This window comes from Pseudomonas sp. P1.8, assembly GCF_001269805.1.
GTDB lineage: Bacteria > Pseudomonadota > Gammaproteobacteria > Pseudomonadales > Pseudomonadaceae > Aquipseudomonas.
In genome coordinates, this window is record NZ_LHVM01000024.1 from 128,030 (window position 1) to 150,611 (window position 22,582).

17 protein-coding genes and 1 pseudogene are annotated in these 22,582 nt (G+C 58.8%); 6 read left to right on the forward strand and 12 right to left on the reverse strand.

Features of this window, described 5'->3' with window-relative positions; all coding sequences use genetic code 11:
• Positions 1–91: 91 nt before the first annotated feature.
• A pseudogene (gene lpdA, locus AD668_RS26940) lies at positions 92–1,491 on the forward strand (dihydrolipoyl dehydrogenase).
• Between the two features lie 57 nt (positions 1,492–1,548).
• Here the strand turns inward: lpdA and AD668_RS26945 are convergent.
• Complete coding sequence (locus AD668_RS26945) at positions 1,549–2,022, reverse strand: Lrp/AsnC family transcriptional regulator (RefSeq protein ID WP_053164020.1); 474 nt, start codon at positions 2,020–2,022, stop codon at positions 1,549–1,551.
• A 145-nt stretch (positions 2,023–2,167) separates the two neighbouring features.
• On the opposite strand from AD668_RS26945, the gene AD668_RS26950 reads away from it, so the two are divergent.
• Positions 2,168–2,794 (forward strand): LysE family translocator, encoded by a 627-nt coding sequence (locus AD668_RS26950; RefSeq protein ID WP_053164022.1) that lies wholly within the window; start codon positions 2,168–2,170, stop codon positions 2,792–2,794.
• 3 nt (positions 2,795–2,797) lie between these two features.
• Here the strand turns inward: AD668_RS26950 and AD668_RS26955 are convergent, their stop codons facing one another.
• The 5 genes from AD668_RS26955 to AD668_RS26975 all read right to left on the reverse strand — a co-directional run bounded on the left by AD668_RS26955 (position 2,798) and on the right by AD668_RS26975 (position 9,974).
• Positions 2,798–4,927 carry a hypothetical protein gene (locus tag AD668_RS26955; protein WP_053164024.1) on the reverse strand — a complete coding sequence of 710 codons (2,130 nt, stop codon included), beginning with the start codon at positions 4,925–4,927 and terminating at the stop codon, positions 2,798–2,800.
• Positions 4,914–6,110, reverse strand: a complete 1,197-nt coding sequence (locus tag AD668_RS26960) for a DUF3142 domain-containing protein (RefSeq protein ID WP_053164027.1) — start codon at positions 6,108–6,110, stop codon at positions 4,914–4,916. Before AD668_RS26960 ends, AD668_RS26955 begins: the two co-directional genes overlap by 14 nt.
• Positions 6,111–6,221: 111 nt before the next feature.
• Entirely contained in the window at positions 6,222–8,252 is a 2,031-nt protein-coding gene (locus AD668_RS26965) for a pyridoxamine 5'-phosphate oxidase family protein (protein ID WP_053164029.1), read from the reverse strand.
• Positions 8,253–8,328: 76 nt separating this feature from the next.
• Positions 8,329–8,955 carry a glutathione S-transferase family protein gene (locus AD668_RS26970; protein WP_053164032.1) on the reverse strand — a complete coding sequence of 209 codons (627 nt, stop codon included), beginning with the start codon at positions 8,953–8,955 and terminating at the stop codon, positions 8,329–8,331.
• 116 nt (positions 8,956–9,071) lie between these two features.
• Positions 9,072–9,974, reverse strand: coding sequence for a LysR family transcriptional regulator (locus tag AD668_RS26975; protein WP_053164034.1), 903 nt, complete (start codon positions 9,972–9,974; stop codon positions 9,072–9,074).
• A 552-nt stretch (positions 9,975–10,526) separates the two neighbouring features.
• On the opposite strand from AD668_RS26975, the gene AD668_RS26980 reads away from it, so the two are divergent.
• Genes AD668_RS26980 through AD668_RS26995 form a run of 4 tightly spaced genes read left to right on the forward strand, consistent with a single transcriptional unit; the run spans position 10,527 to position 15,340 of the window.
• Entirely contained in the window at positions 10,527–11,675 is a 1,149-nt protein-coding gene (locus AD668_RS26980; RefSeq protein ID WP_053164036.1) for an AI-2E family transporter, read from the forward strand.
• Positions 11,676–11,689: 14 nt separating this feature from the next.
• Positions 11,690–13,198, forward strand: a complete 1,509-nt coding sequence (locus AD668_RS26985) for an efflux transporter outer membrane subunit (RefSeq protein WP_053164038.1) — start codon at positions 11,690–11,692, stop codon at positions 13,196–13,198.
• On the forward strand, positions 13,195–14,313 hold the full coding sequence (locus tag AD668_RS26990) for an HlyD family secretion protein (RefSeq protein WP_053164041.1): 1,119 nt from the start codon (positions 13,195–13,197) through the stop codon (positions 14,311–14,313). Before AD668_RS26985 ends, AD668_RS26990 begins: the two co-directional genes overlap by 4 nt.
• On the forward strand, positions 14,303–15,340 hold the full coding sequence (locus AD668_RS26995; protein ID WP_053164043.1) for a DUF2955 domain-containing protein: 1,038 nt from the start codon (positions 14,303–14,305) through the stop codon (positions 15,338–15,340). The genes AD668_RS26990 and AD668_RS26995 overlap by 11 nt, the downstream gene beginning before the upstream one ends.
• Positions 15,341–15,524: 184 nt before the next feature.
• Here the strand turns inward: AD668_RS26995 and glmS are convergent, their stop codons facing one another.
• The 6 genes from glmS to atpG all read right to left on the reverse strand — a co-directional run bounded on the left by glmS (position 15,525) and on the right by atpG (position 22,554).
• Positions 15,525–17,357 carry a glutamine--fructose-6-phosphate transaminase (isomerizing) gene (glmS, locus tag AD668_RS27000; protein ID WP_053164045.1) on the reverse strand — a complete coding sequence of 611 codons (1,833 nt, stop codon included), beginning with the start codon at positions 17,355–17,357 and terminating at the stop codon, positions 15,525–15,527.
• Position 17,358: 1 nt separating this feature from the next.
• Positions 17,359–18,135 carry a DeoR/GlpR family DNA-binding transcription regulator gene (locus AD668_RS27005; protein WP_053164047.1) on the reverse strand — a complete coding sequence of 259 codons (777 nt, stop codon included), beginning with the start codon at positions 18,133–18,135 and terminating at the stop codon, positions 17,359–17,361.
• A gap of 201 nt (positions 18,136–18,336) precedes the next feature.
• Positions 18,337–19,704, reverse strand: coding sequence for a bifunctional UDP-N-acetylglucosamine diphosphorylase/glucosamine-1-phosphate N-acetyltransferase GlmU (glmU, locus tag AD668_RS27010; protein WP_053164049.1), 1,368 nt, complete (start codon positions 19,702–19,704; stop codon positions 18,337–18,339).
• Between the two features lie 111 nt (positions 19,705–19,815).
• The gene (locus tag AD668_RS27015) at positions 19,816–20,241 is read right to left on the reverse strand and encodes a F0F1 ATP synthase subunit epsilon (RefSeq protein WP_007969909.1); all 426 of its coding nucleotides are present in this window, start codon (positions 20,239–20,241) and stop codon (positions 19,816–19,818) included.
• Between the two features lie 45 nt (positions 20,242–20,286).
• The gene (atpD, locus tag AD668_RS27020; protein WP_008045671.1) at positions 20,287–21,666 is read right to left on the reverse strand and encodes a F0F1 ATP synthase subunit beta; all 1,380 of its coding nucleotides are present in this window, start codon (positions 21,664–21,666) and stop codon (positions 20,287–20,289) included.
• Between the two features lie 27 nt (positions 21,667–21,693).
• On the reverse strand, positions 21,694–22,554 hold the full coding sequence (gene atpG, locus AD668_RS27025) for a F0F1 ATP synthase subunit gamma (RefSeq protein ID WP_008045673.1): 861 nt from the start codon (positions 22,552–22,554) through the stop codon (positions 21,694–21,696).
• Between the last annotated feature and the right edge of the window lie 28 nt (positions 22,555–22,582).

Here is a 22,582-nt window from a genome sequence, read left to right on the forward strand (position 1 = left end):
ACCGAAATGCCGAGGAACGCACATATTACGCTCGTAATTTTACTCGCGAACTACTTTTACCCATCCCGACTTTCAAACCAGGAGAATATCCATGAGCACTTATGACATCGTGATACTCGGCGGTGGTCCCGGCGGTTACAACGCGGCGATCCGCGCCGGGCAACTGGGTTTGAAAGCGGCCTGCGTGGAAGGACGTGACACCCTCGGCGGCACGTGCCTGAACGTCGGTTGCATGCCTTCCAAGGCGTTACTGCATGCCTCTGAACTTTACGATGCGGCTATGGGTTCTGAGTTCGCCAATCTTGGAATCGAGGTAAACCCAGCCTGAACCTCGCCCAGATGATGAAGCAAAAAGATGAAAGCGTGACCGGGCTGACCAAGGGCATCGAGTTTCTGTTTCGCAAAAACAAGGTCGACTGGATCAAGGGTTGGGGCCATATCGACGGTCCAGGCAAAGTCATCGTGACCGACAGTGCGGGTGGCAAAACCGAACTGAGCGCCAAAGACATCATCATCGCGACCGGTTCCGAACCCACTCCCCTGCCCGGCGTAGACATCGACAACCAGCGCATCCTCGATTCAACCGGCGCGCTCTCGCTCAGCGAAGTCCCCAAACATCTGGTGGTGATCGGCGCCGGGGTAATCGGCCTGGAGCTGGGTTCAGTGTGGCGACGCCTTGGCGCAGAAGTGACGGTGGTCGAATTCCTCGACCGAATCTGCCCCGGTGTTGACGGCGAAGCGGGCAAAACGCTGCAACGTTCACTGAGCAAGCAAGGCATCAAATTCAAGCTGAGTTCGAAAGTGACCAGCGCCACTTCATCCGCCACCGGTGTCCAGCTCAGCGTCGAACCCGCCGCTGGCGGCACTGCCGAGCTGCTGGAGGCGGATTACGTGCTGGTCGCCATCGGTCGCCGACCTTACACACAGGGGCTGGGCCTGGAAAACGTCGGTCTCGTCACGGACAAACGCGGCATGCTCGCCAACAAGGGCCACCGAACCGAAGCAGCGGGAGTGTGGGTAATTGGCGATGTGACGTCCGGGCCGATGCTCGCGCACAAGGCTGAGGACGAAGCCATGGCCTGCGTCGAGCAGATCGTTGGCAAGGCTGGCGAGGTCAACTACGACCTGATCCCCAACGTGATCTACACCAGGCCGGAACTGGCCAGCGTCGGCAAGACCGAAGAGCAGCTCAAGGCTGAAGGTCGCGCCTACAAGGTCGGCAAGTTTCCCTTCACCGCCAACAGCCGGGCGAAGATCAACCACGAGACCGAAGGCTTCGCCAAAGTGCTGGCCGACGAGCGCACCGACGAAATTCTCGGCGTGCATCTGGTAGGCCCGAGCGTCAGTGAAATGATTGGCGAGTATTGCGTTGCCATGGAATTCAGCGCCTCGGCCGAGGACATTGCCCTGACTTGCCATCCTCATCCAACGCGCTCGGAGGCGTTGCGTCAGGCGGCGATGAATGTCGAGGGGATGGCGACGCAGATGTAAAAGATCAAACGATCGCAGCCTTCGGCAGTGCCTACGATGGCTGCGATTTTTTTGCTTTCAGGTTGGCAAATGCTCCAACGGCAACGCCCCCGGCGATTTCACCGTGTGGATCGCAAAGTTGCTGCGAATGTCGCTCACACCCGGCAGCTTCAGCAAACTTCCAGTGAGAAAACGGTCATACGCACGCAGGTCCGGCACCACCACTTGCAGCAGGAAATCCGACTCCCCCGACACCAGAAACGCCGAGACCACTTCCGGCAACGCCGTTACCGCCAGGCGAAACGCTTCTGCCTGTTCGTCGTTATGACGCTCGACCTTGACCCCGACAAACACTGTCAGCCCAAGGCCCACTTCGTCGCGATCGAGATTGGCCTGGTAACCGCGAATCACCCCGGCCTCCTCGAGCATTCGCACCCGACGTAAACAGGGTGACGCGGACAATCCGATCTCGTCGGCCAATTGCACATTGCTCAAGCGCCCGTCCCGTTGCAGTGCGGCGAGAATTTTACGGTCGTAGGCGTCCAGTTTCATGATTTGGCAGATCCTGATGGTTACAGCTGAATTAACCAGCAGATTATGCCAATCAAGAACCCAATAGAAGCGAACTACGCAAGCACCTGCCCCGCCTCTGCGTCCTAGACTGGCCCTACCGAATCGACAACGAATGGGGTACGACATGGCAGGAATTGGGCTGTTTTTCATGGCGCTGGCGGTGGTCTACCTATTGCCGGGACCTGACATGATCCTGCTGTTGCAAACCGGAGCTCGCCAGGGCAAGGGCGCAGCGCTGGCCACGGCTGTCGGTCTGGCCATCGCCAGGGGTTGTCACGTGGCGTTGGCGGCCCTGGGCCTGGCGGCATTGTTCAAAGCCGCGCCGTGGACCTTCGATGTGGTGCGTCTGGCGGGGGCCGCGTATCTGCTGTGGCTCGGCATTCAGTGTTTGAGGACCACGATGTTGCCGAGCCTGACCGATCAGCTCACGAGCGAACAATCACGCTGGAGCACAGCGATTCGTCGCGGTTTGCTGACCAATCTGCTCAACCCCAAGGCTTTGCTGTTTTGCTCAGTGTTGCTGCCGCAGTTTATTTATCCACAGGCCGGGCCGGTGCTTGAGCAATTTGCGACCCTGGGTGTGGTGCTGGTCGGCGTCGGTTTGCTGTTCGACAGTGCCTACGCACTCGTTGGTACCGCGCTGGGCCGTTGGCTGCAACGCAGTCCTTCAGCCCAACGTTTGCAGCAGTGGTTGTTCGGCAGCCTGTTGATCGGTTTCGCTGTGCGGCTGACCTTTGTTCAACAGGCATGAGCCTTATTGCGCCTTGCGGCGGCGATTGATCAAAAATAATGCCGCCGCCGTCACCACAACCACTCCACCATACTGCAGCGGTTTTTTGTAAGGCCGCAGAGTTGATCGCACGGCATCGGTAACTTGGGTCACGTAGCGCTTGTCGGCATTTTGAAAGTCGGGATACGGGCACTGATGACCGAAATGGAACGCCCAATCCACGTACGGCCCTTCTTTGACGTAGCGCTGGTAGAAAGCACGTTCCTCTTCAACGCTAGTGTTCCAACCGGCTGCTGCGCACAGCACGGCCGCAAAGGCTTGGCTGGTGTGAGGCAAATTGTCAGCCGCTCGACCGGCCAATGCCGTGGCCACAAATCGATAGTGGTAACGCTCATTGGGCTCAGCAACGCTGGCCTGCTGACGCTTGACTTCGCCCTCAGCGATCAATGGCCCGACCTTGAGTTCAGAGCTTGCCAGGCTGAAGTTGCCGTCGAATGTGGCGTAATCCGGGGCCATTTCATAGCCGAGGATTTCCATTCCAAACGCACGCGCGACACCGGCCGAGTTAAACAGCGCGGCGGCTCGAGTCGTTGGCCACCAGGCAGCGTCCGCTTCCTTGCGCAACATGGCGTAGGACTTGGCCTTGTTCTGTAAATCGACGTTATCGAAGTACGCCGGCGCTTCGTCGTAATGCCCCTCGCGCAACAATCGCCGCCCAAGCAAATTGCGCAGGCTCGCTGCAACCGGCAAGGGCACATAGTTATCGCGCTCCTGCTGAGTAAGCGGTGGTGGTGCCGGGACTTGGGTGTCGACGTAGTGTTTGAGTTCTTCAAGGGTCAACACACGCTCGGCCACCGTGGCCGCGTCGAACCAATAGTTACTTTGACTGCGATAGAGCTGATCGAAGGCTTGCAGGTAATCGCCGCGTTGCAGCGCCAGAATCGCGCTCTCGCCCTCGACCCGGCATTTAGGCTGCAGCGTTTCGTAATCGAAGTCTGGCGTGCGTCGTTCGCCCCAGGATTCATTCTGCGGGAAGGCCTGGGCAGCCTTGGCGTAGGCCCCGGCGGCGGAAGATTTATCGCCCTCGCGCAGCGCCAGTTTTGCCCGTAGCCACCACGCCAAACCGCCGTCCCCGGCGTGTTCGAGGAAAGCTTTGGCGCTGACGTAGTCGCCCTGTTGATAATTCATCGCCGCCAATCGATCGGCATTATCGAGGCTGCCACGGGTGCTGTTTTGCAGCAGCTTGATCATTTTCTGTTCGTTTGGCGCTTGATCACCGAATGACCAGCCCAACCGGCTGATCAGCGACGCCGTCACCAATTGCTGCACCGGTTTGCCCTTGAGCAATTCAGTCAATTGATCTTCAGGCATGGCCGCCAAGTCGGCCATCAACAGCTTCAGGGAGGTGTAGCCCACCGCCGATCCATGCAGGTTTTGCGCGGCATACAGTTCGATGGCGCGGTTCCAGTCGCCAGCGGCGCGCACCACCCGGGCTTCTTCGCCGAGGCTGGCGATGCCCAGTTCCAAAGGATCACTGAAGCCATCGATGCTCAGTTGTCGTGTCCGCTCGAACGCTTTGCGCGATTGTTCCAGCCGATCAGGGCTCGCGCCGGCTTCGGAACTCATGGCAAACATTGCCCGCCCCAGTGAGTAGGCTGCCCAAGTGCTGCGCAATGCGCGTTGATCGGCAGGCAGTGCCAGCACTTTCTGGAAGTACTCGGCCGCCATGACATGGTCACCCGCGCCGAATGCCACAGCGCCGGCCAGATAGAGCTTGAACTCGGCGGGCAGGCTCGCGCCTTGCACTTCAACTTGGCGAGCATCGGTCAATCCACGCAACTGTTTGACCAAAATCTGCTGTTCAGCCGTCAAACCCGTTTGCTCGGCCAGATCCCGCTGCTCGGAATAACCAGAGGTTTCGCCATAGCCATCGCCGGGGCCCAATGTGGCGGCCGTCGCGTGCTTGAGCCCAGCGATCGCCTGCCCGAGGCGGCTCACCTCGAAACTGAAATTGCCTTCCGGCAACTCCGCCAGCGACTGCTCGCGGTTGTCCAGCAAGCGCATGGGAAAATCAGGGCCGCAGGCCAGCGCCGAACCCAGCGGCAAGCTGAGGCTCAGGCAAAGCAAATGACGCGGCCAGTTACGGGGAAACATTCGAACCTCCTTGATCAATGTGTGCGCAGCGAGCCCAACCAATGGCGCGCTGCCCGCCGGCCGGGATTCGACCGTCGCGCAGGCGGGTGAAGGTAAGCAGATCCGGACTCTGTTGCAATGCATAACCGGCCAGCGCATCGGCGCCATCGCAACCTTGCACCGCCAGCGTCAAGCGCTCTGGCCAAGGGCTGTCGAGGTTGCCCAGATTGGTGATCGCGATGTCATAGAGACCTTTGTCGGCCGAGAGTTTCAACGTCAGCTGACTATTCAGGACATCGCCTCTGGCGACCGCCCGCAACGTCGTGAGACTCCACGCACGACGGTCGTTGGCCAACGGCAGACGAAACCAAATCAGGCCTGCCAGATGTTTGGGTGGATCAGCGCGCAACGTGGCCCCGAGTGCACTCAGCTGCTGCGGATCGGCGAGCAATTCACGGCGCTGTCCCTCACGATCAAGGGTGACTTCACTTTCGACAATAGGCGCGCCGCTGGCTCCCGACAGCAACGCAACGCCATAGGCCGGCAGCGCCAGATAAAAGGGCTTTGTCGAGACACGACTCCAGGCATTCGCCCATTTTCGAGCCTGATCGGCGTCGAACAAGCCAAGGCGCGGATCACTGACCGCATGGACTTGCAGCACGCTGCTGTCGACTGCGGATAACAGCGCAGGCAGTTCGGGGCTGTCGAGCCAGGCGGGTAAAGCCGTGATGCTCAGCGGCAAAGATGCCGGCAGAGCGGCGCGCAATCGCGTAAGAAACTGACGATAACTCCGTAGCCGAGAGTTACCTGCATCGTGGTCGATTTCGACACCAGAGACTGTCAGCCCTTGTGCCTGCCAATCGACTAACAGCTGCTGAACTTGTGCGGTGACTTCATCTTGATTCAACGAGGGCAGTTGCCCGTCGAGACGAATCACCGCAATCAGCGGCCTACCATCCTGCTTGAGCAATACCGGATCAATTCGCGCCCGGTTCCAGCCAACCTTGGGGAAGGCTTGCAACGCCAGCACCCGCAAGGTCGAAAAGTCTGCACGGCTGTCGCTAAGGGCTGCACCATGGGCCGGTGTCCATTGCCGTTGCCAAACGTAAAGTTGCTGATCCAGCGGTGGTGTGTCCTGTCGTTCGCAACCGGTGAGCAGCGCCAGCGTCGTTAACAGGACGATCGCGCGAGTGAGAAGAACCATGAAAAACGCCTGTCCCTGAAAAGCAGAAAGGGCCTGTCACGGCCCTTTTCGTATTGCGCACTACCCTACTTATTCAATGCTGTGGGGGCAATGTTCGCCTGCCATGATCCTTTAGATATCGAGCACCAGCGGCTGCGTTCCCTGCGCCGGAATCGCACAGCAAATCAGCACATGTCCTTCATCAGGCACGTCCGCGGGTGGCTGTGGATAATTCACCTGGCCGCTGATCAAGCGCGTTTTGCAGGTCCCGCAGGAACCGCCTCGGCAGCTGAATTCCGGGCGCAAGCCTCGACTTTCCGCCAACTCCAGCAGGCTGCCACCATCGGGTTGCCAACGTGCTTCCTTGGCCGAACGCTGGAACACCACCGGCACCGAGGTGGTGGCGGCCGGAGGTTGTTCGATGACCACTGCATCGGAGTCTGGCTGGCGGCGCAACGTCGAAGGACCGAAGGTTTCGGCGTGGATCCGCGCGTCGCGGATGTCCATCTCACGCAAACCGTCGTACAACGCCTGGGTAAAACTTCCGGGGCCGCAGAGGACAAAATCCACCTGGTCGTAATCCTCGACTTCAAGCAAGTCCTTGAGGAGCGTGATGTCGATACGCCCGGTCAGATCGAAATCGGCCCCCTCCAATGCTTGCGGTTCTGGCTGGCTGATCAGACGCGAGACTCGCACCGCCTCACCCGCATCGTCGAGCAAGCGGTCCAGCTCCCTGCGAAAAGGCTGATCGGCCAGCGTTCGCGAGCTCTGGATAAACCACGTCGGCCGGATACGGCGAGTGCGCAACCCCTGATAAACCACCTCACGCAGCATCGACAGCAGCGGCGTAATGCCCACGCCGGCCGCCAGCAAGACCAATGGCCGTCGCTCGTGGGGCGCCACGGTGAAATGCCCTTGTGGCGCCCGCGCCTCCAGCACATCGCCGACACGAAGGTGTTCATGCAAATGCGTGGACACTCGCCCGTCACGTTTCACGCTGATACGGAAAAAGTCATCGGACGGAGCGCTCGACAGGCTGTAGGTACGGATATGTACATCACCGTCAATGTTGAAGCGCAATGGCAAATGCTGCCCAGCCTGGAACAACGGCAACCCGGCACCGTCAGCAGGCTCCAGATAAATTGAACGGATGTTATGGCTTTCCACTTCGATACGCGCCACACGCAAGGGCCGCCATTGATCGCCCAAAGCCTTGGCCTGCAATCGTGCCGTGGCTTGTTCCCATGTCCCGGTCAGCAAACTGGTGGGCGACATGCCGTCGAAGCGCCAACGCAGCGCCAGGGCGCCAGGGCGCCGCACCACTTGCTCGACCTCGAACGTCCACAGCCGCTCGGCCCCTTGAAACGCCTCGATCTGCGGACCTTCGAGGATGATCTCTGTTCGTCCGATGAGGTGCAGCAAGTCACCGGTATTGAAATCAATAAACAGCAGGCCGGCTCGGGGATTGAGCAGCAGATTGCCCAAGGTATTGAAATGCAGGTTGCCAGCGAAGTCGGGAATGGTCAGGCGATTGCCCTCCACTTGTACGAACCCGCCCTGACCACCCCGGTGAGAAACGTCTACCGAACGTTCGCCGTCAACCTCGACGTAACTGGCGACAAAGAAGGTGTCGGCCTCGGCGATCATGGCTTTGGCGGCGTCATCCAGCGCGTTGAAATGTTGTGGGACTCGCGTCGAAGGGTCCGCCAACGGCACTGATCGAAACTGCCGCAACTGAATGTACTGGGGGCAATTGCCGAACGACTGATCCACCGTCACCCCAAAGCCGCCCGCCTTCATCAAACGAACGTGACCGTTGATACGGTTACGGCGCCGGGTGTGCAGCTCGATGCCCAGCAAACCGATTGCCGCGCCCTCGTTGAGTTGCGCCGGGTCATCCGCCGCCGGCAGGGTGCTGAACTGCAGTAGACCGGGCTCAGGTGATTGGGCGAAACCGGGTACACCTTCAAGCACGCTGGCCCACGGATCACCCTGTGCATCGACCGCGCCGTACAACATGAACGGCAATTGCTGATAGAAGGTGCGGTGCTGATCCGGCATTTCGTTGCGAATCACCTTACGCCCGAACGTCTCCATTCGTTCAGCTACACCCACGTGCGCCTGCAATTGTTTCTCGCCGGCATGCCATGGTGAACGGTCCATAACGGTTTCTCCCCTGCAGCGTGGAGGTTGTGGCGAGGGAGCTTGTTCCCTCGCCACATGTTCAGTGTTAGCAGTATCAGGCGGTTTTTTGCAGACCGGCGACTGTGCGCGGCATACCGACAAACCCCGGCAGCGCTTCAATGCGGGCCAGCCAGGCCCGGATGTCGGCGTAGTTGTCGAGGGAGACATTGCCCTCAGGGGCATGGGCGATGTAGCTGTAGGCCGCAACATCGGCAATGGTCGGTTCACTGCCGGCCAGATAAGTTGAATCGGCCAGTTCTTGATCGATGACTTTGAGCACGGAGTGGGCGTAAGCGATCACTTCCTCAGCATTGTACGGCGCACCGAAGACCGTGATCAGCCTGGCCCGGGCAGGGCCGAAGGCAATCGGGCCGGCTGCCGTCGATAACCAGCGCTGCACCTTGGCGGCACCGACCGGGTCGGCTGGCAACCAGCGGCCGTTGCCGTACTTTTGCGCCAGGTAAACCAGAATTGCGTTGGAATCGGCCAGCACCACGCCTTGGTCATCAATCACCGGCACCTGGCCAAACGCATTGAGCGCCAGGAACTCCGGTTGCTTGTGTTCACCCTTGGCCAGGTCGACAAAGATCAGATCGGTCGGCAACTTTAATAAGGAGAGCATCAGCTCGACACGGTGGGCGTGACCCGAACGTGGGAAGTTGTAGAGTTTGATGGCTTGCATGGCGACACCTCGGTTGAGTGGTGCGGTTCAGGGAAGATGAGCCGTATCTTCTACCCACAACCGAATCAACAGAATCACCATCAAACGCAATCCATTATTTCGCTCAGTGAAATAACTCAACGCTGCAAGGCGGGATGTTCTCGTAGCGCCTTCACCGCAAAGTCGACAAAGCTGCGCACCCGGGCCGAGGCTTTGCGCCCGCCCTGATAGATCACATGAATGGGTAATGGTGGAAGCTCGAACTCGGCCAGGATAATTTCCAGCTCACCGGCTGCCACTTTGCCTGCGACCTGATAAGACAATACTCGCGTGCATCCAAGCCCCAGGCATGCCGCCGTAATGGCTGCCTGATTCGCCGTGACGATCAGTCGCGGTTCCGACCGGACACTCACCAGCTCACCCTGGTCAAGAAACGGCCAACTCCTGAGTTGGCCGATAGCCGATGTCGCAATCATTGGAATTTGTGCCAGCGCTTGCGGGTGTTCGGGCCGCCCATGGCGGTTCAGAAACCGTGGCGAAGCACAGATCACCCGCCGCACTTCACCCACCCGGATCGCGTGCTGGCTGCTATCGGGTAGTTCACCTATGCGCACAGCGACGTCGATGCCCTCGTCGACCATACTCACCACGCGGTCAACCAGCACGGCGTTGATTAAAACTTCAGGGAACTGCGTCAGGAAATTCACCATCAGCGGTGTTACAAACAACTCGCCAAATAATACCGGCGCGGTAATCGTCAATTGCCCACGGGGCTGAGCATGGCTGCCTGCTGCCGAATCTTCCGCTTCCTGTACTTCGCTGAGAATTCTCCTACAGTCCTCTAGGTAGCGCTGACCTGCCTCGCTCAGATACACACTGCGCGTGGTGCGCGTGAGCAATTGGGTGCCGATGCGTTTCTCCAGAGCCGCCACCGCCCGTGTAACGCTGGCAGCCGACAGGCCAAGATGCCGCGCTGCCGCCGAAAAACCCTGCATCTGGGCGACGGTCGCGAATATCTGCATTTCCTGGAAACGGTCCATGGATGTGTGTCCTGGTTCCGGATAAAAAAGTGCAACCGCAGTTGGATTTTTTCAGACAGTGCTCAACGACACAGTTGGCCATACAACCATTAAATAAATCAACGAGCTACCTGAGCTCCCAGCCAGTCGACAACGACAACCGGGATTTCCAAGGGCCAAAAAGTACCAGGGAAAAACTAACAGGGGATTTTTGATAATTATTGAGGGTGATTTTCTTGCAGGCGGGTATGCCTTTCGCAATCATCCGAAATTGCCCGTTGGCTGGCCTTCGGCCCGGAAGAAAAACCAGCCAGGTCAGCATCGCAGACACGGGAATCATGATTTCTGCTTGTCGACAGGCAGAAAACAAGACTGGTCCTATACTAAAAAACAGCCTTAGACCTATTGAACTTCAGTAGGTGCCATTTTTTAGTTTCCTTACATGAAATCCAACCCTCTTGGTCGTTAATGTCTGGACGGATGTACATCCTTTTGCTTTCCGGTTGATTGGTCAGGGATGTGTCGAAAGTTCAACTAGATGGCTAAGCCTGTGACACCGCGAGGAGTTCGACAATGTTGCGCACAAACATTTCCGCTAGGGCACTGTCCGGTGGCTTGCTGGATGTACTGATTCGCGCCGGGTTAATCGCCGTACTGGTGCTGTTCTGCTTCCAGATCTTCAACCCCTTCCTCAACCTCATGCTCTGGGCACTGATCCTGGCGATTACCCTGTATCCCCTGCATAACATGGTCAAGGGCAAGCTGGGCAACAAGGATGGCCGCGCTGCCACACTGATCGTGGTGGTCGCCGTGGGCTTGCTGATGGTGCCGATCTACTTGCTGGGCACTTCAATCAGTGAGTCGGTCGAAGGTGCGCTGGTGATCCTGAAGTCCGATACCTTACAAATCCCCCTGCCAAGCGAGAAAATCGCGTCCCTGCCGCTCATTGGCAAGCCGCTGTATACCTACTGGATGCAGGCTGCCACGGACATGGGCAGCGTACTGATGAAGCTGATGCCTTACATCAAATCCATCGGCCTGGGCCTGCTGGGCAAATTGGCGGATGTGGGCGTAGGTTTTCTGTTGTTCATCGCCGCCCTGATCATTGCCGGTGTACTGATGGCCTACGGCGAAAACGGTGAACGTAGCGCCCTGGCCATCACCTCGCGTCTTTCCGGACCGGAACGTGGCCCGCGCATCACCGAACTGTGCACCGCTACCATCCGTGCGGTCGCTCAGGGTGTAGTAGGTATCGCATTCATCCAGATGTTGGCGGTGGGTGTGGGCTTCGTGCTCATGGGTGTACCCGGGGCCGGGTTGCTGGCCATGGTTGCCCTGTTGATGGGGATCATGCAATTGCCGGTGCTGCTGGTGACCATTCCGGTGATCGCTTATGTCTTCGCCGTCGAAGGTACGACCCTGGGCACGATCATATTTTGTATCTATAGCCTGATCGCCGGGATGGCCGACAACGTTCTCAAGCCGTTGATGCTGGGACGTGGCGTCGATGTGCCCATGCCGGTGATTCTGATTGGCGCACTGGGCGGTATGGTCAGTGGTGGCTTTATCGGTTTGTTCATCGGGCCGGTTGCACTGGCGGTGGGCTACCAACTGTTCTGGCAATGGGTCGATGACAAACCCCAGGTCGAGGTCGAGGCTGTGACCGAGACCGAGACCGAGACACCGCAAATCGAGGCAATGAAAGATCAACATCCGGTCTGAGGAGTTTGCCTTTGATGCCTTGCCTTGCTCGCATCAATCGGTTGCTCCTGTGTGGCACCGCCGTCCTCGGTGGCTGCGTACAGCTGGGCCCGGACTTTCAGTCGCCGGCCCAGCCGTGGGTGGAACACTGGAACACCCCGGCCCTGGAGCTCGCCAACCAAAAGCACGCGCAACCTGACAGCCGTCAATGGTGGCAGGTGTTTGCCGACCCGGTGCTGAACCAGTTGATTGCCGAAGCGGATGCCCACAACGCCGACCTGCGGGTTGCGGGTCTGCGGGTGATGGAATCCCGCGCACAACTGGGTATCGCCCAGAGCGGTCGCTTTCCGCAACTGCAACAGGCCAGCGCCGACAGCCTGTATCTGGATCGCAATCAATCAGGGGGAACGAACCCTCAGGACACGAATTTCTGGCAACACAGCGCCGGTTTTGATATCGGCTGGGAGCTGGATTTCTGGGGCCGTTTCAGTCGTGCCATCGAGTCAGCCGACGCATCCTGGTTTGCCGCCCAGGCCAACTATGAAAACGTCCTGGTGCTGTTGCACGCGCAATTGGCGCAAACCTACTACGCCTTGCGCACCGCCGAAGCGCGCCTGAACATCGCCCGCAGCAACGCCAAACTGCAAAAACGCAGCTATGAGATCACCGAGCGCTTGTTCAAAAGCGGGGCCGAAGCCGAGCTCGACCTGCAACAGGCCAAGACGCAGTACCTGGGCACTCTGAGTACCATTCCCGATTTCGAGAGCCAGGTGGCAAGTTTTCGCAATGCCTTGTCCACCCTGGTCGGCCGTCCACCCGGCGCATTCCCTGAACTGAACAACAACACCGGACTGGTGCCGCTGCTTGGCACGGCCATCTTGCAGGATGTCCCCGCCAACTTGCTGGTACGACGCCCGGACGTTCGCGCAGCCGAGTTACAAGTGGCGGCACAGTCGGCGCTGATCGGTGTTGCCGAAGCCGACCTGTACCCCTCGATCAGCCTGCTGGGCAGCATCGTCTGGTCCACCAGTTCACTCAAGGGCGCTTCCGATACCCTCGACCTGGTGGGGGGGCCGAGCTTTCGCTGGGATATCTTCGACCATGGCCGAATCACCAACAATGTTCGCGTGCAGGACGCACGCCTGCAGCAGTTGATCGTCGTTTATCAGGACAGCGTACGCCAGGCCGCGCGCGAGGCTGACGATGCCGCGACTGGTCTGATCAAGGCGCTGGAGCGCGACCGTATCCTCGCCGAAGCATCGATCGCCGCCGACCGTTCGGTGACTCTGGCCAATGCCCAATACCGCGAAGGCTACTCGGATTTCCAACGCGTGCTCGATGCCCAGCGCGCCTTGTTCGCCCAGCAAGATATCTATCTGGTCAACCGTGGCACCGCCGTGAACAACTTGATTGCCCTCTACAAGGCATTGGGCGGTGGCTGGTACAGCGACCAGCCAATGATTGATTCAGCGACCCGCCAACAGATGCAGCAACGAACCGATTGGGGCGATCTGCTCGACGAACCGAAGGAAGCTACCCCATGACTGACAGCTCACAATCGGCCGACGTGAACACCACGGCGCCCGCTGCAGACCCGGCCAAAAAAGCGGTCAACTGGGTGGTGCTGCTGATCCTCCTGAGCCTGATCTGGTATCTGTTGGCCGATCGCTACACGCCCTATACGCAGCAGGCCCGGGTGCAGGCTTTTGTGGTGCCGGTGGCGGCGGAAGTGTCCGGCCGGGTGACCAAGGTGCACGTTCGCAACAATAAGGACGTCAAGGCCGGCGAATTGCTGTTTGAAGTCAATCCGCAGCAGTACCAGATCGCGGTTGATCGCGCCCGCTCCGACCTCGAGACGACTCGGCGGCAGGTAGGCGCCAACACCGCAGGCGTTGACTCCAAGCAAGCCTCCTTGCGCGCAGCCCAAGCCAACGAGCTCAAGGCTCGCCAGGACATCCAGCGGCTCGAACGCCTGTACAGCGAAGATCCTGGCACCATTTCCCTTCGTCGTCTGGAAATTTCCCGCGCCACATTGACAGAATCCACTAGCCAGGTCGCCGCCGCCAAGGCCGAAGTGCAACGCGCGCGAGAAACACAGGGTGGTAGCGAAGACGAAAACGCCCAGTTGCTCAGCGCCGCCAGCAACCTGGAGAAAGCCGAACTGGACCTGAGCAATACCAGGATCCACGCCCGCTCGGCCGGCTTGATCACAGATCTGCGTACTGATGTCGGCCAATTCGCCGCCGCTGGCGCCCCGGTGATGACCCTGATCGCGATCCACGATGTCTGGGTCAGCGCCGACATGACCGAAAACAACCTGGGCGACGTCAAGCCGGGCACACCGGTGTCGATCGTCCTCGACTCCCTGCCAGGGCAAATTTTCAAAGGCCATGTCCGCAGCGTCGGCTATGGCGTCGATACAGGCTCGACCACTCCGCCCGGTAGCCTGCCGACAGTGGAGAACAGCCGCGATTGGCTGCGCCCGGCCCAGCGGTTTCCGGTCATCATTGAATTCGACCCCGGTGAGTTGACCGGCCCGCAGGGCATCCGCGCCGGTGGCCAGGCAGAAGTCATGGCATTCCCGAGCGACAACGGTCCGTTGAATTGGCTGGGCCGCCTGTTCCTGCGATTCATGAGCTGGCTGTCCTATGCCTATTGAACGCTCGCCCCGTGCACAGCGTGCCCTGCGCCTTGGTTTCGGCACGGCGCTGTGCCTGGCGGCGAGTTATGGACTGGCCCTGCCCATCCCCTTCCTCGCCCCGATGCTGGCGATGATGATGCTGGCAGCAATGAACCGGCCATTGCCGTTCAAGGCCAGCCTGGGCCTGATCCTGATACTCATGTTGACCACCGGGAGCGGCCTGCTCCTCATACCCCTGCTGCGGTATTACCCGGTCGGTGGAGTGTTGCTGGTCGGGCTCTGCCTGTTCATGGCGTTCGGTTATGGCTTGCGTGGCGGAAACCCGCTGGTGGCGACTTTTCTGGTAGTGGGTCTGACGTTGATCAGTTCGTCAGGGACTGCTGAATTCAACCTGGCGTTGGAAGTGATCGTCGCCTTGGTCAAGGGACTATTCCTGGCCGTCACGACGCTGACGATCTGCCATTGGCTCTTTCCAGACCCCGCCAGTGCCCCCGCCGCCAAACCTGAACCGACCCTCACACCCACCGAAAGCGGTTGGCTGGCACTGCGCGCCACATTAGTGGTGCTCCCGGCCTTTCTGTTGGCCATGGTCGACCCGGCCAGCTTTATGCCGATCATCATGAAGGCCGTCGGTCTCGGCCAGCAAAGCTGCGCGACCAACGCCCGCAACGCCGGCCAGGAACTGCTCGGCTCAACCCTGCTGGGTGGCCTGATGGCGATCCTGTTCTGGTGCGCGCTGAGCCTGTTCGTCAACTTGTGGATGTATTTTCTGTGGATGCTGCTGTTCGGTTTAGTGGTGGCTCGCAAGCTCTATGGACTGGCCGTCACGCGGCAACCGCCGAGTTTCTGGCTCAACAGTCTGGCGACGCTGATCATTCTGCTGGGCCAATCGGTGCAGGACAGTGCAGCGGGCAAGGATGTCTATACCGCCTTCGCCATCCGCATGGGCTTGTTCATTCTGGTTACCCTGTATGCCTGCGCGATGGTCTATTTGCTTGATACGCGGCGGATGCGGCGTCAGGCTGGCGGGCTTGCTGAGAAGTGAAAAACCCCCGCTCCCAATAATGCTGTCCGATCCCCTGTAGGAGCGAGCTTGCTCGCGATGGTCGTGAACGATGACGCTATCCTTCTGGATAACTTGTGTCGCTCTCAAGTTCATCGCGAGCAAGCTCGCTCCTACAAGAATATGAACACCACTCCCGGAAACGGGGGTTTTCGCCTGTGGATAACTATTCCACAGTCACCGACTTCGCCAGGTTGCGCGGCTGGTCAACGTCGGTGCCTTTGAGCACGGCCACGTAGTACGACAGCAACTGCAGCGGGATGGTGTAGAGGATCGGCGACAGGATGTCGTGGATGTGCGGCATCTGTACCACGTGAGTGCCGTCACCATTGGTCATCCCGGCCTTCTCGTCAGCGAAGACGACAAGCTGGCCACCACGGGCGCGGACTTCCTGGAGGTTGGACTTCAGCTTCTCCAGCAGCTCGTTGTTTGGCGCTACGGTTACTACCGGCATGTCGTTATCCACAAGCGCCAACGGGCCGTGTTTCAGCTCACCGGCCGGATAGGCTTCAGCGTGGATGTAGGAAATCTCCTTGAGCTTGAGCGCCCCTTCCATCGCGACCGGGAACTGCGCGCCACGACCGAGGAACAGCGTGTGGTTCTTCTCGGCGAACAGTTCGGCAACTTTTTCCACGATGCTGTCCATCGCCAATGCCTCGCCAAGGCGAGTCGGCAAGCGACGCAGCTCTTCGACCAATGTAGCTTCGACACCTTTGGCCAGTGTGCCGCGAACCTGGCCCAGGGACAGCGTCAGCAACAGCAGGCCAACCAGTTGAGTGGTGAAGGCTTTGGTCGACGCCACGCCAATTTCACGACCGGCCTGGGTCAGTAAGGTCAGGTCGGACTCACGCACCAGCGAACTGATACCCACGTTGCAGATGGCCAGGCTGGCGAGGTAGCCCAGTTCCTTGGCGTTACGCAGCGCTGCGAGGGTGTCGGCGGTTTCGCCGGACTGGGAAATGGTCACGAACAGGGTGTCCGCCTGCACCACCACCTTGCGATAGCGGAACTCGCTGGCCACTTCGACCTGGCACGGGATGCCAGCCAGCTCTTCAAGCCAGTAACGGGCAACCATACCGGCGTGATAGCTGGTGCCGCAGGCCACGATCTGTACATTGCGCACTTTGGCGAACAACTCGGCCGCCTGTGGACCGAACGCCTGCACCAAGACTTGATTCTGGCTCAGGCGACCTTCCAGGGTGCGCTGCACCACGGCCGGTTGCTCGTGAATTTCCTTGAGCATGTAGTGACGGAACTCGCCTTTATCGGCAGCTTCGGCGCCGTCGCTGTATTGCACAGTCTGGCGCTCGACCGCTTGGCCGGTTACGTCCCAGATCTGCACGCTGTCGCGATGGATTTCGGCGATATCGCCTTCTTCCAGGTACATGAAGCGGTCAGTAACCTGACGCAGGGCCAACTGGTCGGACGCTAGGAAGTTCTCGCCCATGCCCAAACCGATCACCAGCGGGCTACCGCTACGCGCTGCAACCAGGCGATCCGGTTGTTGTGCGCTGATGACCGCCAGGCCGTACGCGCCATGCAGTTCCTTGACGGTTGCCTTGAGGGCTACGGTCAGGTCGCGCAGGTCTTTGAGCTTGTGATTCAACAGGTGAGCGATAACTTCGGTGTCGGTTTCCGATGTAAAGACATAACCCAAAGCCTTGAGTTGTTCGCGCAAGGCTTCATGGTTTTCGATGATGCCGTTGTGCACCACAGCCAGATCACCCGAGAAATGCGGGTGCGCATTGCGCTCGCACGGCGCACCGTGGGTGGCCCAGCGCGTATGAGCAATACCAAGGCGACCAACGAGCGCTTCTTCGGCCAACGCCTGATCGAGTTCGCTGACCTTGCCCGGACGGCGCAAGCGCTCGAGTTTTCCGTCGTTGGTGTAGACCGCCACGCCGGCGCTGTCATACCCACGGTATTCCAGGCGCTTCAGGCCTTCGACCAGGATGGCGGTGATATTACGTTCTGCGACAGCACCAACAATTCCACACATGCTATTTCTCCTGACTGACAGACGCGCAAATCAACGTGATGCCACGGGCCTGAATCTGATCCCGTGCCTCGATTGGCAGGCGATCATCGGTAATTAGGGTATGGACGCTGCTCCAGGGCAGTTCCAGATTGGGAATCTTGCGACCGATCTTGTCGGCCTCGACCATCACGACCACTTCGCGGGCAACTTCAGCCATAACCCGACTGAGCCCAAGTAATTCATTGAAGGTCGTTGTACCGCGGACCAGATCAATGCCATCAGCACCAATGAACAACTGGTCAAAGTCGTAAGAGCGTAGTACCTGCTCGGCCACCTGCCCCTGAAAGGACTCGGAATGCGGGTCCCAAGTGCCACCGGTCATCAACAGCACGGGTTCGTGCTCAAGTTCGCTCAAGGCGTTGGCGACGTGCAGGGAGTTGGTCATCACCACGAGGCCTGGCTGTTGGCCGAGTTCGGGGATCATTGAGGCGGTGGTACTGCCACTGTCGATGATGATGCGCGCATGTTCGCGGATGCGCTCAACGGCAGCGCGGGCAATGGCTTGTTTGTATTTTGAAACCGGCTGACCAAGGTCCGCGACCAGTTCCTGAGGCATGGGGATCGCACCGCCATACCGACGAAGCAACAGGCCGTTGGTTTCAAGTGCCGCCAGATCCTTGCGAATCGTAACTTCTGACGTTTCGAAACGCTTGGCCAACTCGTCCACACTGACTTCGCCCTGCTCATTGAGCAAGGCGAGGATATTATGGCGACGCTGGGGTGTGTTGCGCTTCGACATGGCTTGATAAGTTTCGATTCGAAAGATAACGAAAGTAATAAAAGCCTATTGATGAAACTTCGTCAAGGTCGAGGCGACAAAAAGATCTGTGGATAACTTGTGGGAGTGAGCTTGCTCGCGAGGGACCGCATTGTTCTGGAAAATGCATCGCCTCCCAACTCATCGCGAGTAGCTCGTTCCTACACAAGCTCTGTGGATAACTTATGGTTTCTTGATCTTCTCTGGCCGCTTCCAGCCGTCAATGTTCTTCTGCCGCGCACGTCCTACCGCCAACTGGGATTTATCCACAGTCGACGTAATGGTTGAACCAGCCGCTGTGGTCGCACCGTCAAGGATATCCACAGGAGCCACCAACGAGTTGTTGGAGCCGATGAATACATCTTCGCCCAACACGGTTTTCCACTTGTTCACGCCATCGTAGTTGCAGGTAATGGTGCCGGCGCCGATGTTGGTGCGCGCGCCCACCTCGGCATCGCCCAGATAGGACAAATGGCCGGCCTTGGCGCCTTCGCCCAAGTGTGCGTTCTTCAGTTCAACGAAGTTACCCACATGGGCCCGTGCGTCGAGTACGGTGCCCGGACGCAGCCGTGCAAACGGGCCGGCATCGCTGCCTTCGCCCAGAATCGCACCATCGATATGGCTGTTGGCCTTGATGACCACGCCTTTGCGCAGGGTGCTGTCCTTGATCACACAGTTCGGGCCGATGACCACGTCGTCTTCGATAATCACTTTGCCTTCGAGGATCACGTTGATGTCGATCAACACATCACGACCAACGGTCACGTCACCACGAACATCGAAACGTGCAGGGTCACGCAGCGTTACACCTTGAGCCATCAAACGGCGGCCGGCGCGCAGTTGATAATGCCGTTCCAGTTCGGACAGCTGCTTTCGGTCGTTGGCGCCCTGCACTTCCATCGCGTCGTGGGGTTGTTCGGTAGCCACCGCCAGACCATCCTGGACCGCCATTTCGATCACGTCGGTCAGGTAATACTCGCCCTGGACGTTGTTGTTCGACAGACGGCCCGTCCAGTCAGCGAGGCGATCGGCAGGTACCGCGAGGATACCCGTGTTGCCTTCATTGATGGCGCGTTGAGCTTCGGTTGCGTCCTTATGCTCGACGATGGCAGCGACCTTGCCGTCAGCGTCGCGAACAATGCGGCCATAACCGGTCGCGTCATCCAGTTCAACGGTCAGTAGACCCATCTGGCCCGGTACGACATGTTTGAGCAGACGTTGCAGGGTTTCCACTTCAATCAACGGCACGTCACCGTAAAGAACCAGAACGGTATCCGCTTTGATAAAAGGAACAGCCTGGGCCACGGCATGTCCGGTGCCCAATTGCTTGTCCTGCAGAACGAAGTTCAAGTCATCTGCCGCCAGTCGCTCACGAACTGCATCGGCGCCATGACCGATCACTACATGAATGCGCTGTGGATCAAGTTGCCGAGCGCTGTGGATAACATGGCCAAGCATCGAGTTACCGGCAATCGGGTGCAACACTTTCGGCAAAGCCGAGCGCATGCGCGTGCCTTGGCCCGCAGCGAGGATAACGATTTCGAGAGACATGACTGGCTACCAATCCTGGGTGGTCAGCGACTGCGACCGGGTTAAAAATCGGAAAAGAAAAAAGGGTAGCCGAGGCTACCCTTTTTAATCAATCACACAACAAGCGCCGCCTTAGTGGCCGAACTTCTTGCGGATCTGCTGGACGGTGCGCAGCTGAGCTGCGGCCTCGGCCAGACGTGCGGCAGCAGAACCGTAATCGAACTCTGCGCCACGTTCATGCAAGGCCTTCTCGGCTGCCTTGACGGCTTCCTGAGCGGAGGCTTCATCCAGGTCGGCAGCACGTTGCACGGTGTCGGCAAGAACCTTGACCATGTTCGGCTGAACCTCGAGGAAACCACCGGAGATGTAATACACCTCCTCTTCCCCGCCCTGCTTGACCAGGCGGATCGGCCCTGGCTTCAGATTAGTGATCAGCGGCGCGTGACCCAGAGCGATACCAAGATCACCCAGTGCACCGTGCGCAATCACCATCTCGACCAGACCGGAAAAGATTTCCCCTTCCGCGCTGACGATATCGCAATGGACTGTCATAGCCATCTGATTGCCTCAACCTAAATTAGCGCCCGTTGCCGGGCGCCGGGATTACAGTTTCTTGGCTTTTTCGATCGCTTCTTCGATGCCGCCAACCATGTAGAACGCTTGTTCTGGCAGGTGGTCGTAGTCACCGTTGAGGATGCCTTTGAAGCCAGCAATGGTGTCTTTCAGGGAAACGTATTTACCCGATGCACCGGTGAAGACTTCAGCCACGAAGAACGGCTGCGACAAGAAGCGCTGGATCTTACGAGCACGGTTTACCAACTGCTTGTCGGCTTCCGACAGCTCGTCCATACCCAGGATCGCAATGATGTCCTTCAGTTCTTTGTAACGCTGCAGAACGTACTGAACGCCGCGAGCGGTGTCGTAGTGGTCCTGGCCGATTACGTTCGGGTCCAGCTGGCGCGAAGTCGAGTCGAGTGGATCGACCGCTGGGTAGATACCCAGGGAAGCGATGTCACGGGACAGAACGACGGTAGCGTCCAAGTGGGCGAAGGTGGTCGCTGGCGACGGGTCGGTCAAGTCATCCGCAGGTACGTATACCGCTTGGATCGAAGTGATCGAACCTTCCTTGGTCGAAGTGATACGTTCTTGCAGAACGCCCATCTCTTCAGCCAGGGTCGGCTGGTAGCCTACTGCGGAAGGCATACGGCCCAGCAGTGCGGATACTTCAGTACCGGCCAAGGTGTAACGGTAGATGTTGTCGACGAACAGCAGAACGTCGTTACCTTCGTCACGGAACTTCTCGGCCATGGTCAGGCCGGTCAGTGCTACGCGCAGACGGTTACCCGGCGGCTCGTTCATCTGACCGTAAACCAGTGCCACTTTGTCCAGAACGTTGGAATCCTTCATCTCGTGGTAGAAGTCGTTACCCTCACGAGTACGCTCACCCACACCGGCGAACACGGAATAACCGCTGTGCTCGATGGCGATGTTACGGATCAGTTCCATCATGTTTACGGTTTTGCCTACACCGGCACCACCAAACAGACCGACTTTACCGCCTTTGGCAAACGGGCAAACCAGGTCGATAACCTTGATGCCGGTTTCCAGCAGGTCGTTGCCGCCTGCCTGTTCAGCGAACGAAGGCGCTGGACGGTGAATGCCCCAACGCTCTTCAGTAGCGATAGGACCTGCTTCGTCGATCGGGTTGCCCAGAACGTCCATGATCCGGCCCAGAGTCGCTTTACCGACCGGTACGGAAATGGCTGCGCCGGAGTCGACAACGTCCAGACCGCGCTTCAAGCCTTCGGTGGAACCCATCGCAATGGTACGAACCACGCCGTCGCCCAGCTGCTGCTGAACTTCCAGAGTGGTCCCGGCCGCGCTTTGAACTGTCAGCGCGTTGTAGATGCTCGGTACGCTGTCGCGTGGAAATTCCACGTCGATAACGGCGCCGATGATTTGAACGATACGTCCGCTACTCATAGCTGGATCCTCTGAATATTTGAACCGTTAAACCGCGGCAGCGCCGCCGACGATTTCCGAGATCTCTTGGGTGATCGCAGCCTGACGCGCCTTGTTGTAGACCAGCTGCAAATCGCTGATCAAATCACCGGCGTTGTCGGTAGCGTTCTTCATCGCGATCATCCGCGCAGCTTGTTCAGCCGCGTTGTTCTCGACCACCGCCTGGTAGACCTGCGACTCCACGTAACGGACCATCAAGCCGTCCAGCAGCTCCTTGGCATCCGGTTCGTAGAGATAGTCCCAGTGGTGCTTGAGGTCTTGATCCGGGGTTGCCACCAGTGGAATCAATTGCTCCACGGTAGGCTGTTGCGTCATGGTGTTGATGAACTTGTTGGACACCACGGACAGGCGGTCAATACGGCCGTCCAGGTAGGCATCCAGCATCACCTTGACGCTGCCGATCAGATCATTGATCGACGGCTCTTCACCCAGGTGGCTGATAGCTGCAACGACGTTACCGCCGAAGTTGCGGAAAAAGGCCGCACCCTTGCTACCAACGACACACAGATCGATCTCGACGCCGTTTTCGCGGTTTACCGCCATGTCCTTGACCAGGGCCTTGAACAGGTTGGTGTTCAAGCCGCCGCACAAACCACGGTCACTGCTCACTACGACATAACCAACACGCTTGATTTCGCGGTCGATCATGAACGGGTGGCGGTATTCCGGGTTGGCGTTGGCCAGATGCCCAATTACCTGGCGGATACGCTCCGCATAAGGACGGCTAGCAGCCATGCGCATTTGTGCCTTGCGCATTTTGCTGACCGCCACTTTTTCCATGGCGCTGGTAATCTTTTGCGTGCTTTTGATGCTCGCAATCTTACTGCGAATCTCTTTTGCGCCTGCCATGTAACACCTATCAGGTTAGCAAGCGGGA